Source organism: Waterburya sp., assembly GCF_058530065.1.
Genome location: NZ_JBZNBU010000223.1, coordinates 1 through 12,316 on the forward strand (window position 1 = coordinate 1; position 12,316 = coordinate 12,316).

General features: G+C 40.7%; 10 protein-coding genes. 7 read left to right on the forward strand and 3 right to left on the reverse strand.

Features of this window, described 5'->3' with window-relative positions; genetic code table 11:
* The first annotated feature begins 180 nt into the window (after positions 1-180).
* Positions 181-684 (forward strand): CBS domain-containing protein, encoded by a 504-nt coding sequence (locus tag AC33VI_RS13685; RefSeq protein WP_491782826.1) that lies wholly within the window; start codon positions 181-183, stop codon positions 682-684.
* Positions 685-799: 115 nt separating this feature from the next.
* On the opposite strand, the gene AC33VI_RS13690 is transcribed toward AC33VI_RS13685, so the two are convergent.
* The 3 genes from AC33VI_RS13690 to rppA form a co-directional block, all read right to left on the reverse strand.
* Positions 800-1,789: a zinc-dependent alcohol dehydrogenase family protein gene (locus AC33VI_RS13690; RefSeq protein ID WP_491782834.1), complete on the reverse strand. Its 990-nt coding sequence runs from the start codon at positions 1,787-1,789 to the stop codon at positions 800-802.
* A 247-nt stretch (positions 1,790-2,036) separates the two neighbouring features.
* The gene (gene rdgB, locus AC33VI_RS13695; protein ID WP_491782835.1) at positions 2,037-2,609 is read right to left on the reverse strand and encodes an RdgB/HAM1 family non-canonical purine NTP pyrophosphatase; all 573 of its coding nucleotides are present in this window, start codon (positions 2,607-2,609) and stop codon (positions 2,037-2,039) included.
* A 143-nt stretch (positions 2,610-2,752) separates the two neighbouring features.
* Positions 2,753-3,451, reverse strand: a complete 699-nt coding sequence (gene rppA / locus AC33VI_RS13700) for a two-component system response regulator RppA (protein ID WP_491782827.1) — start codon at positions 3,449-3,451, stop codon at positions 2,753-2,755.
* A gap of 64 nt (positions 3,452-3,515) precedes the next feature.
* On the opposite strand from rppA, the gene AC33VI_RS13705 reads away from it, so the two are divergent.
* From AC33VI_RS13705 to AC33VI_RS13730, 6 genes are all read left to right on the forward strand, one after another.
* Positions 3,516-4,697 (forward strand): aldo/keto reductase, encoded by a 1,182-nt coding sequence (locus AC33VI_RS13705; RefSeq protein WP_491782828.1) that lies wholly within the window; start codon positions 3,516-3,518, stop codon positions 4,695-4,697.
* Between the two features lie 278 nt (positions 4,698-4,975).
* Entirely contained in the window at positions 4,976-7,675 is a 2,700-nt protein-coding gene (locus AC33VI_RS13710) for a tetratricopeptide repeat protein (protein WP_491782829.1), read from the forward strand.
* 49 nt (positions 7,676-7,724) lie between these two features.
* Positions 7,725-9,182: a tetratricopeptide repeat protein gene (locus AC33VI_RS13715; protein WP_491782830.1), complete on the forward strand. Its 1,458-nt coding sequence runs from the start codon at positions 7,725-7,727 to the stop codon at positions 9,180-9,182.
* 34 nt (positions 9,183-9,216) lie between these two features.
* On the forward strand, positions 9,217-11,283 hold the full coding sequence (locus tag AC33VI_RS13720) for a tetratricopeptide repeat protein (RefSeq protein WP_491782831.1): 2,067 nt from the start codon (positions 9,217-9,219) through the stop codon (positions 11,281-11,283).
* 17 nt (positions 11,284-11,300) lie between these two features.
* Entirely contained in the window at positions 11,301-11,945 is a 645-nt protein-coding gene (gene nfi, locus AC33VI_RS13725; RefSeq protein ID WP_491782832.1) for a deoxyribonuclease V, read from the forward strand.
* 5 nt (positions 11,946-11,950) lie between these two features.
* Positions 11,951-12,316, forward strand: a 366-nt coding sequence (locus AC33VI_RS13730; RefSeq protein WP_491782833.1) for a polysaccharide deacetylase family protein, incomplete at its 3' end; no start/stop codon positions are given.

Consider the following 12,316-nt stretch of genomic DNA (forward strand, 5'->3'; position numbering starts at 1 on the left):
CTCACTACTCACTACTCACTACTCACTACTCACTACTCACTACTCACTACCTATCCTTCACTAGGAAATTAATTTTGCGAGACTACTTACTTACTCTATCCGTTAACCATTGACCACCTTCACAACTTTCTCAAATTACTAATCTACATATTAGATAGAGCAAGCAGGGAGAGAAAGAAGATGAAAGCAGCGGATATTATGACTACCAAAGTTTTTACGATCGATAGTCTGGCTACTGTAGCCAACGCAATTGCCCTGATGCAGAAGAAACGAGTACGTTCTCTCATTGTCGAACCAGGAGAAGATGGAGCTTATGGCATTGTTACCGAAACTGACATTATTTATAAAATAGCAGCCAAAGATGTCGATCCAGAAGACGTATTAGTCTATCAAATTATGACCAAACCCTGCATCGTAGTTAATCCCGATCTAGACTTGAAAAATGTCGCCAAATTATTTGCCGAAACGGGGATTGCTCGTGCGCCTGTAATTCAAAAACAGCTTTTAGGTATGATTTCCAGTACCGATTTAATTATGAAATCCAATGTAACTCAACCTGCTTCTGGCGATCGCTTTGCTGCCAAGGTATATGAAAACCTTTTACACAGTCAGGTAGCATTCGATCCTCAAGAACAGATAGAAAGGGAATGCGAAGCTGCTTGGGATGCGGTGGAAGATATGTAAGTTGTGTTAGTGGGTAGAGGCGTACCATGGTACGCTCGTACATTGGTTAGTCGTTAGTCGTTAATAATTGGTAGGTAATTACTTAATTACTAAATAAATAGCAAATGTTTAATGCTTAATGTTCAATGCTTAATACGGATGCACCCTTAATTTTACCCGTACGTAAGGCGTTTAAAGCTTCGTTGGCTTCTGTTAGGGGAAAAGCGGTAACTTCAGTTTGAATGGGAATTTTGGGAGCTAATGTCAAAAATTCTTCGCCATCTTGACGAGTCAGATTGGCAACCGAGCGCAATACTCTCTCCTCCCACAACACTCGATAGGGAAAGCTAGGAATATCGCTCATATGAATTCCCGCACAGATTACAATACCGCCTTTAGCAACTGCTTTTAGGGCTGCGGGAACTAGCTTACCTACGGGGGCAAAAATAATTGCTGCATCCAATTCTTCTGGTGGTAGTTCCTCCGAACTTCCCGCCCAAACCGCACCGAGATTGCGAGCAAACTGTTGTCCTGTGGTATCTCCCGAACGGGTAAAGGCATATACCTGTTTATTTTGATAATTTGCCACCTGAATTAAAATATGGGCTGCTGCCCCAAAGCCATAAAAACCAATGCGTTTGGCATCTTCGGTCATCCGATAGGAACGATAGCCAATCAATCCCGCACAAAGTAATGGTGCTGCCTGTAAGTCGGGAAACCCTTCAGGAATGGGAAAACAAAAGCTTTCATCAGCTACGGCATATTCAGCATAACCACCGTTAAGATCGTAGCCAGTAAACAGAGCGCGATCGCACAAGTTTTCTTTGCCTCCCAGACAATAGCTACATTCATTGCAGGTATGTCCTAGCCAGGGTACACCTACACGAGTACCAATGGGATATTTATCGGCTTTTGTTCCTACTTCAACTATCGTACCGACAATTTGATGACCTAGTATTAAGGGTAGCTTGGGTTTATCTAATTCCCCATCGACAACGTGCAGATCGGTGCGACACACACCGCAAACATTAACTTTGAGCAATACCTGTTCGGGTTGCGGTTGGGGAATCGGCAACTCTTGTAGTTGTAAAGGTTGACCTGCTCGTTCTAAAATCATAGCCCGCATAGCGATCGCCTCCCTAAATGCTTGATTGATTTTTAATTTAACAATAGCTAAATAATTAGCTAACTCAAAAACTTTCATTCAACTTATAAAGTTAAAGATTTTGGTGATGTTTTTGAAACTTTTATTAAGTAGTTGTGCAAAATTAATTGGATAGTTGAGATTGGGTTTAGGGGTTAGGGGTTAGGGGTTAGGAAAATATGGAATATACAAATAATTCTGCTTAGGTACTTAACTAAAAATTATCTCCTCAAACTAGTTTTTTGAGCTTGGGCATTAATTGAGCAAAGGCTATGCCACGATGGCTAATTTTTCCCTTGGCGATCGAAGACATTTCGGCAAAAGTTTGTTGTAGTGAAGGGACATAAAAAATCGGATCGTAACCAAAGCCTCCATCACCTTGAGGAGAAGTTAAAATTTCTCCTGGGCAAATTCCTTCGGTTTCCAAAGCGATCGCACCATCGGGGCTAGCGATCGCCACAGCACAGATAAATTGAGCTTTTCGGTTCTGATTATCTCCCAATTCCCTTAACAGGCGATCTATGCGATCGCCATCTGTCTTGCCATAACGAGCAGAATAGATTCCTGGCGCACCATTGAGAGCATCTACAGCCAACCCAGAATCATCAGCGATCGCCCATTCTCCTAATGCTTTAGCTACTTCTGAAGCTTTGAGACGAGCATTGGCAATAAAAGTAGTACCCGTTTCTTCAATATCCAAATCCGCAGGTTTCAAGACTAACTGCCAAGGAAAATCGGTTAGATATTCTTGCATCTCGGCTAATTTACCAGGATTGCCCGTTGCCACGACTAATTTCTTTATTTTTGAAAACATATTAACTATTTTTTGCATTGATACAGACATTAATCTGTAGCGTGGGCATTGCCCACACTACTATTTAGCAAGCAGTGATCGTGTTTTGTCCCAGATTGAAACGCAAACCGCTGTAAATTAATTTTGTACGACTACTTACCAAAACGATATCCTTTACCATATACAGTATGAATTAATTGGGTTTCCCCATTGATTTCAATTTTCCGTCGCAACAGACGCACCAAAGCAGCTAAGACATTACTACTCGGTTGTTCTTCTTTTTGCCAAAGGTAACTGTATATTTCGTCGCGAGTTAACAATCGATCGGGATGTTGCATAAAGTATGCGAGTAATTCGATTTCCTTTTCAGAAAGATCGATCGCTTTATTTTGACGGTATGCCAGGCGATTTTCTAGATCTAGTTCTAGATCTGCTACTTTCAAGCGATTTGTAGCTTTGGCAGCAAGATCTTCACCAGAATTATTTTCTAAACTAGAACGACGCAACAACGCTCTGACTCTAGCTAACAATTCCCGCAATTCAAAGGGCTTAACCAAATAGTCATCCGCCCCCGCATCCAAACCATCCACGCGATCGTCGATAGTATCTTTGGCAGTTAAAAATAATACGGGAGTAGTTAAAGATTGCGATCGCACTTGACGACAGATTTCGATTCCCGACTTGTGGGGCAACATCCAATCTAGAATTAGCAGATCGTAATTATTATTTAATGCTAATTCCATCCCTGCCGCACCATCATCGGCTACATCGACTTGATATCCTTCCTGTAGCAAGATCCGACTGAGAGGATCGCTTAATTCAGTTTCGTCATCGACTAAAAGAATTTTCATGAATGTGGAAAATTAACTATCTTAATTAGAAATAACCATAAAAAATAGATTTCCTAGTTTGATTATGCAATATCGGCGATTCGGTCGTACAGAATTACAAATGCCTGTTTTCTCCTGCGGGGGAATGAGATATCAATATAAATGGCAAGATTTACCCCAGTCGGAAATACCCGAAGCTAATCAACGCAATTTAGAAGCCACGATTCGTCGCGCTTTCGATGTGGGTATCAATCATATTGAGACTGCCAGGGGTTATGGTAGTTCGGAAATGCAGTTGGGAGAGATCTTACCCCAGCTACCGAGAGAAAAACTCATTTTTCAAACCAAAGTATCTCCCAAACCCGATGCTTTAGAGTTTCGCCGTCAATTCAATCAATCTCTCAGTTTCTGCCAGCTAGAATATGTAGACTTGTTAGGACTTCATGGGATTAACAACGAAGAAACACTTTATAATAGCGTGCGTCTGGGGGGCTGTTTGGACGAAGCCAAAAAGCTCAAAGCCGAAGGCAAAGTCAGACATATTGGCTTTTCTACTCACGGCTCGACCGAAATCATTACCAAAGCGATCGAGACGGGGGAATTTGACTATGTAAATCTCCACTGGTATTACATCAATCAATGGAATTGGTCGGCGATCGAAGCAGCTAAAAAACAAGACATGGGAGTGTTTATTATTTCTCCTTCCGATAAAGGAGGTCATCTTTATAACCCACCGCCAAAGCTAGTAGAGTTATGCCAACCCCTCAGTCCAATGGTATTTAACGACTTGTTTTGTCTTTCCCATCCAGAAGTACATACTCTCAGTTTAGGGGCAGCTAAACCCTCAGATTTCGACGAACATTTAAAAGTATTATCTTTATTAGATAAAGCCGATGAGATCTTACCCCCTATCTTAGAACGTTTGGAACGAGAAGCCGTCAATATTCTCGGTCGAGATTGGTATAAAAACTGGCGAGTTGGTTTACCCAGTTACACAGAAACTCCCAATAACGTCAATATTGAAGTTATTTTGTGGTTGCGTAATTTAGCTCTGGCTTACGACATGGTTGAATATGGTCAAGCTAGGTATAATTTGCTCACTAATGGGGGTCATTGGTTTCCTGGGGAGAAAGCTAACAATATAGAGGGATTGAATTTTGCTCCTTGCCTTGCCGCAAGTCCTTATCAAGAGAAAATTCCCCAGTTATTAGCCGAAACCGATAAAATTTTGGGCGGTGCGCCCGTCAAGCGTCTTTCTCAAAGTTAGTTTAATTTTGTGAGTCAAGCCCTTTTTTTCAGAGGGCTAAAAAACAATTAAAATTGTTGATTTTAATTATTTAAAATTTAACCAACAAACATAAAGCACTAATATGTGAAATTATAGATAATCTGGGCTACCCTAGTAAGGTTTATTCCTTGCTTCGTGCAAGTCTATTATTTTATTTTTGTTTTTCAGAGTTAATTTGTAATTTTAAATGGGGGCTGTTCCCTTTTACGTCCATGAGAAGAGGCGAATCCTCAATCAAAACGATTTATTCCTATCTTGTGCAAGGAAAATCGGAGCGAGTTATCCAATTATGTCAGCAAGAAATTGCCTTAAATCCTAATGCGGTCGATCTTTATTTATATTTAGCTAAAGCTTACGTTCAACAAGGAAATATAGCTGCGGCGATCGAGACTTATCAAAAAACGTTAGGAACAACCGTCAATCAAGCCGAAGTTTATGCAGAATTGGGTTTGCTACACAGCAGACAAAAAAATCTCGAACAAGCTGTTTGGCACTACCAACAGGCTTTAGCTTTAAGACCCAATTGGGCTGAGTTGCAGTATAACCTAGCGGTAGTTTTCCACCAACTAAATAATTGGAATGCGTCAATTATTGCCTACAATCAGGCAATCGAACTCAAACCAAACTATGGGGCAGCATATTTTAATCTGGGAGTATTGTACGATCGCAAGGGGGAGTGGGAAATTGCGATCGCCAGCTACGAACAGACCATCGCCGTTCAGCCCAATTTTGTTCGGGCATATAGTAACTTGGGTAGTACCTATGCCAAGCAAAAAGAATACGACCGCGCTATTGAAATCTTCAAGCAAGGTATTAAGCTCGATCCCACTTGGGCGACTCTACACAACAATTTAGGTCAAGTTTATTTACTCAACGATCTTCCTGGTTTGGCAATTACCAGTTTTGAAACTGCCATCACTTTAGACCCTAAAATGGCTTTAGCCCATCACAATCTAGGGAAATTATGGCAACAACAGGGTAATTATCCCCAAGCGATCGCCTGTTATCGTCGAGTTATCGAACTAGAGCCAAATAATGTTTTAGCCTACAGTCATTGTGCCGATGCGGAGCAAAAATTAGGCAATCTGCCTGCTGTTTTGGATTTGTGGCGCAAAATTATCGAGCTGCAACCCGATTTGGTAACGGCATACTGTCAAAGAGTATTAGCAGTCGAGCCAGAAGATTTATTAGAGGTGGCTAAAAGATCTTGCGCTCGTTTTCTGCAAGCCTTACAAGCAGGAAAAGATGAAGTTGCCTGTCACTATTTAGGTCAAAATTATCATCAGATGGGAGACGTACTCTTTGAGTTTCGAGGAGTAAATCAAGCGGAAACTTACTATCAAAAAGCCCTACAACTGCAACCCCAAAAAGCCGAACTATATCTCAAACTGGGTAATTGTTTGGTCAAACAACATCGCTTGGACGCAGCGATCGCCATCTATCAAACTGGTTTGAGTATCGAACCAGAACATCCACAAATCTGTTTTCAATTGGGTAAGGTGTTAGAACGAGTCCGAGAAACAGAAGAGGCGATCGATTATTACGAAACCGTTTTAGATCGAGATCTTCAAGATGGGGGTGAATGGAAAAATTTGCCTCGCTTATTTGCCAATGAAGACAATCTAGCATTTTTGCCCCAGCGAGTTTACCACTATACTCAAGATTGGGCGAGAGATTGTCAGTTAGATGATTTTGCCTACGTGCAAATTGCTTGGTCGGATCTCCCTATTGGGGGCAACAATATTACTGGCATCCGAGAACCAGAAACCATTCAAATTCGACCCCTCGGACAAACAGCCTATCAAGATTGTGGCGGGGTTAATTGCAATAGCTGCATGACTAAGCTCAAACAATATTTTCACCCTCTACAAATTGGCGAGAATGCTTATCAGTGTTCTCTAGATCGACCCATCCCCATTCAAACGAGATTGCCCTTTGTCGTCTCCATTCCCCAAGGAATTAGTTGGATTGCCCCTTACAAGAATTCATGGACGATTTGCGATGCGATCGCCATTATGACCCCCGATCACTTTTTGTTGGGAGATTTATCTCGCTACTATCCTTGGATGTTACCCGAATGTCCCTATCAAGAACGGAACGAACATAGTATTTTTGAACGAGAAAGTTTGTCTCCCATAGAAAAAATCGAGGGTAGGGTAGCCATATTATCTGGTTTGGCAGGTCATGTTTACTATCATTGGATGTTTGATGTTTTGCCTCGCATTGAATTGATTAAGCGCAGTCAGATAGATTTAGGCGATATAGATTGTTTTGTGGTCAACAGCAGAAGCAAAGCCTTTCAACAAGAAACTCTAGAACTTTTGGGCATTCCCAGTCATAAAATCTTAGAAAGCGATCTCCACAGTCACATTCAAGCCGATGAGGCGATCGTACCTTCTTTTCCTGGTTATATGGATTGGATTCCACCTGGTACGATTGAATTTTTACGCCAGACATTTTTACCCGAAGCGCAATTTTTTGCGGGTCAACCTAGTAAAAAACTATATATCAGTCGAGCTAAGGCAAAAAACCGCCAGATTATTAACGAATCAGCAGTAAATGAATTATTAACCCAACGCGGATTTAAGACGGTTTTTCTCGAAGAAATGTCAGTCTTGGAACAGGTGGCATTGTTTAACCGTGCCGAGATTGTTGTCGCTCCCCATGGTTCGGGATTAACTAATATAGTTTTTTGTTCTCCCGATACTAAAATAGTGGAAATATTTTCTCCCAATTATCAAAGAACTGACTATTGGACGATTAGCCAGCACCTACGATTGCAGCACTACTATCTTCTCGGCAAGAATTTTGAATGTTCCCCTTTACGCAACTTAATGTATCAAAATTCCTTAACAGAAGATATCTTAGTCGATATCACTTCTCTCGAACTGATCTTAAATCATATCGATCGAATCGCTACTCCCACAAAGAGTGGCAATAAACTAACGAACGAGTAACAATAAATAACAATCAACCTTAAAAACTACTTTATATAATCTAATCTCTGTGGATTCTAGCTATTTAGTACAAGCGATCGCTCATTGTCAAGCAGCAGTAGAGCATAAAAATCTAGAAGAATGGCAAGAGGCGTTTACCGAATTGGGTAATTTACTTCAAGGAATGGGACGTTTCGATCGCGCCATTATTTGGCACTCTCTGGCTTTGGATAGTGATGCCAATTTAGGGGAGGTTTACTGTCAATTAGGAGAGCTTCACATCCTAGAACAAAACTGGACGGAAGCCCTAGCTTGTTTTGAAAATGCTTTAGAATATTTACCCAATTCGGCAAAAATATACTCTTCTTTAGCGCAAATTAACGGTCAACTGCAACGCAAAGAAGCGGAAATGAATGCCTGGTATCGGGCTACAGAAATTAATCCCAATTTAGTCAATCGTCAGGGATATTATAAACTAGGCAAGGCGTTAGCAGAGAAAGGCGAGCTAGAACGGGCGATGGTTTGCTATCAACGAGCAACCCAAGGAGAAGGAGGACTGACAATAGCTTTTTACGATCTGGGAGATATTTATCAACGCCAAGGCAAATTAGATGAAGCTCTCGCTACATTTAGTAAAATTCTGACCATCGATCCCACAGAAGCCAGGGCGCAATATAAACTTGGCAGTCTTTATCTCCAAAAGCGCGATTTTGAACGAGCAATTGCTTATTTTCGTCAAACTATTAAAAATGCTCCCGATTTTCCCTGGGCTTATCGCGATTTGGTGAAAACATTTTTGATTTTGGGTAAGTGGGATGAAGCGATTTCGACTTGCTATGCAATTTTAAATTTGGTCGGCGAATATCCTTGGGTATACAGTCACTTGGGTAATGCTTTGCGGGAAAAAGGCAAGCTATTAGAAGCCGCCGAAAGTTTTCAAAAAACCTGTGCCTATCGGGGTTGGCAGCAGTGCGTTGACAATCAATATTTTTTTACGGTTGATATTTTTAGCCATCGCATAGATATTTGGGCGCAACATCTTCAAGCTTTAGTGGATAAAGAAGGAGTTAATGCTCTAGAAGTAGGATGCTATCAGGGAATGTCTTGTTGTTGGCTGTTGGATAATGTGCTGACTGGTTCGACTGCCAAGCTAACTTGTGCCGATATCAACCACGCTCCCAAATTTAAGGAAAATATTACTAAAACTGGCTCGTCAGCAAAAGTAAGTTTTCTCGAAGGCAATCCTCCCGAACTTTTGGCTAATTGTACTCCTAATAGTTTTGACTTGATTAACTTACAAGACCGTTGTAAATTAAGCGATCGCGCTGAAAAAAATACCCAACTGGCTTGGAAGTTATTAAAATCGGGGGGCATCATTATTTTTAATTATTATGGTTGGAGGCATCCCCAAAAACCCGAACAGAATCCTCAAATTGGGATCGATCGCTATTTAAAATCCATTAAGGGTCAATGGCAATTGGTAGATCGCTCTCCTCAAGCACTACAATTGATTGTCCGCAAATTATAATCTTGATAATCTTGGTGCGTGCTGTTGAGAAAATATGAAACAAAATTCTGTGTCCGAATTAAATACTCAAGAAATCCAAGCCGCTATCTCTCAGTGTCAACAAAATATAGCCGAACATTCTCCGACTGCAGAAATGCAGGTTAATTTAGGTCTTCTGTACGTTCGACAGCAAAAGTGGCACAAAGCTAAACAGTGTTACTTGCAAGCGATCGCCATCGATGAAGAATGTGTTGCAGCCCATCTTCATTTAGCAGAGGTTTGGACTCATTTAAAACGACCCAATAAAGCTGCCAATAGTCTATATTTAGCTTATCAATTAAACCCCGATTTAGCTACTTCCCAAGAACACCACAAGTTGGGCAAAACTCTGCTCAAACAAAATAAACCAAGTAAAGCTATTGCTGCTTTTCGTCGAGCAATTAAAATTAAACCCAATTTCTGGGCAGCTTATCGCAGTTTAGGAGATTGTTTAATCGAACGAAACGATATAGAACAGGCTCTGGAATTGTATCGTCAAGGAATTGTCAATAACCCCAAAAACCATCAGTTTTATTTACTTTTGGGAAGAACATTTTTTAAACTAGAACAGTGGACTAAAGCCCTAGAGACTTACAAAAGGGCTGTCGGGCTAGAACCAAATTTACCCGAACCCTACTATCTTTTGGGTCAAGCTTTAGTTAAAACCGATCGCTTGGATTTAGCCGAAGTATTTTATAAAAAAGCTATTTCCCTCGATGGAGATTATTGTCAAGCTTATACTCAGTTAGGCATCTTGTGGCAAAAACAAGAAAAATGGGACTTCGCCCTGGCTGCCTATCGAAAAGTCCGCGAGTTAAAACCAGAAGCTTGCCATATTCTCAATAGAATGGCTGGGGTTTATCGCCAACTCCAAAAATACGATTTGGCGATCGCCTGTCATCGAGAAGTAATTAAACACAGCCCCGAAAATTCTGCCGTAGAAGCTAAAGCGATCGCCGAATATGGCAAAACCCTCAAAAAATTTCCCGAGGTCACGATCCAGCATTATTATCAACGAGCCAAATTATTAAGAGCGAAAGGTTGTTTTGATGATGCTATTGCTGCTTATCAAACAACTATCGAATTAGATCCTCAATTCAAATTCCCTTATATCGACCTGCAATATACTCGAATCGGGAAAGAGAAACGAACAGAATTAATTGATTTTTATCGTCGTATCTTAGCCAAAAATCCCGAAATTACTATTGCTTGGGGCAATTTGGGAGATGCTTTAAGCACTCAAAACCGAATCTCAGAAGCTATAGAATGCTATCGAAAAGGAAGTTATCAGGGAGCAATTCAAAATAATCCTGACTTAGCTCGATTAGATTGGCAAGAAATCAAGGAATCTGGCCCCGATTTTCTTATTGCAGGAGCGTCGAAAAGCGGTACATCTTCGATGTATAGCTATTTGGGCTTTCATCCGCAAATTTTACTGCCCCATAAAAAAAAAATTGATTTTTATGGGAAACATTATAAACATGGACTCGATTGGTATTTAGCTCACTTTCCGACAATTAGCGATCGCCCTGACTTTTTGACAGGAGAAGCTACCCCCAATTATCTACGTTTTCCTGAAGTTGCCAACAGAATCAAGCAGACTTTTCCCCAAACTAAGATTATTATTTTATTACGCAATCCTGCCGATCGCGCTATTTCTTGGCATTACCATAAATTTAATACGGGTTTAACTAACAAGGATTTGGCTACAGAAATCGCTAAGGAAATGAAGCAATTAAAAGATATTACCGAAGAGAAAATTACCAACACTCATTTCGGTAATCCCGATAATATTATGAGCGGTCTGTACTACTATAAACTCAAACCCTGGATCGAAACTTTAGGACGAGAACAACTGTTAATCCTCAAAAGTGAAGAGTTTTATCAGAATACCGCCCAAGAAATGGCAAAGGTTTATGATTTCTTAGGTTTGCCCAATCATAGTCTTGATAACTATCCTAAAGTTAATGGAGGCTCGTACAATGAAGTAGATTCTTCCCTCAGAGCAACTTTGGTGGAATATTTTGCTCCTTACAATCAAAAATTGGAAGAATATTTAGGAGTGAAGTTTAATTGGCAGTAGTTAGTTGTTTATGATAAATGCTCAATGTAAAGACTGTAGCTGAAGCAAAACAAATTCAAGAACAATTAAGAGATAATGTAATTACTGCCGACTGCTTGGGAGAAGTTAAATATGTAGCGGGAGTAGATATTGGCTTTCAGGATAACTATAAAATTTCTCAAGCTGCGATCGCCGTATTAAGCTATCCAGAATTAGAATTAGTCGAACGAGCGATCGCCCGCATTCCCACTACTTTTCCCTACGTACCAGGATATCTTTCTTTTCGGGAGATTCCTGCAATCTTAGCCGCATTTCCCCAATTGAAACAAACCCCCGACCTAATTTTATGCGACGGACAAGGTTTGGCACATCCCCGCCGTTTTGGTTTGGCTTGCCACTTGGGAGTTTTGCTAGATATACCCACCATTGGCGTGGCAAAATCTCGCTTTATTGGGGAACATGAAGAAATTCCCCCAGAAAAAGGCAGTTGGCAACCATTAATTGATAATAATGAAACTATTGGTGTGGTTTTACGATCGCGCCACAAAGTTAAGCCAATTTATATATCCATCGGACATAAAATTAGTTTGCCTACTGCGATCGACTACGTAATGGGCTGTTTGACCAAATATCGTTTGCCCGAAACTACTCGCTGGGCAGATAAATTAGCTAGTGATAAATAATCATTATGGTTAGGTTACCCCAGGAATTAGTTAACGGCATAGCGAAACTTTTTCCTGACGCTATTTTTTATCAACAGACTACGGAAAAAATAGTAGCATTGACTATTGATGATGCCCCTTGTCTGGGCGATCCTGGCGATCGTGGGACTCATCTGATTTTAGAGGCGATCGCCGAAAGAAATGCTAAATACAGCGATTTAGAGCCAGCTAGGGCTACTTTTTTTATTATTAGCAGTCATCTTTGTTCTGGTTCTGCAATTATTGCCGAAATTATGGCTCAAGGGCATGAAGTTGCCAATCATGGTGTCATTGATGAAACCCATGCTTTATTAACTCCCCAACAATTTGAAAGACAATTACAAGAAGCTCAC

Coding starts and splice junctions, on each gene's coding strand:
- nfi (WP_491782832.1), top strand. CDS start 11,301: ATGCTCAATGTAAAGACTGTAGCTGAAGCAAAACAAATTCAAGAACAA.
- AC33VI_RS13705 (WP_491782828.1), top strand. CDS start 3,516: ATGCAATATCGGCGATTCGGTCGTACAGAATTACAAATGCCTGTTTTC.
- AC33VI_RS13720 (WP_491782831.1), top strand. CDS start 9,217: ATGAAACAAAATTCTGTGTCCGAATTAAATACTCAAGAAATCCAAGCC.
- AC33VI_RS13690 (WP_491782834.1), bottom strand. CDS start 1,789: ATGCGGGCTATGATTTTAGAACGAGCAGGTCAACCTTTACAACTACAA.
- AC33VI_RS13685 (WP_491782826.1), top strand. CDS start 181: ATGAAAGCAGCGGATATTATGACTACCAAAGTTTTTACGATCGATAGT.
- rppA (WP_491782827.1), bottom strand. CDS start 3,451: ATGAAAATTCTTTTAGTCGATGACGAAACTGAATTAAGCGATCCTCTC.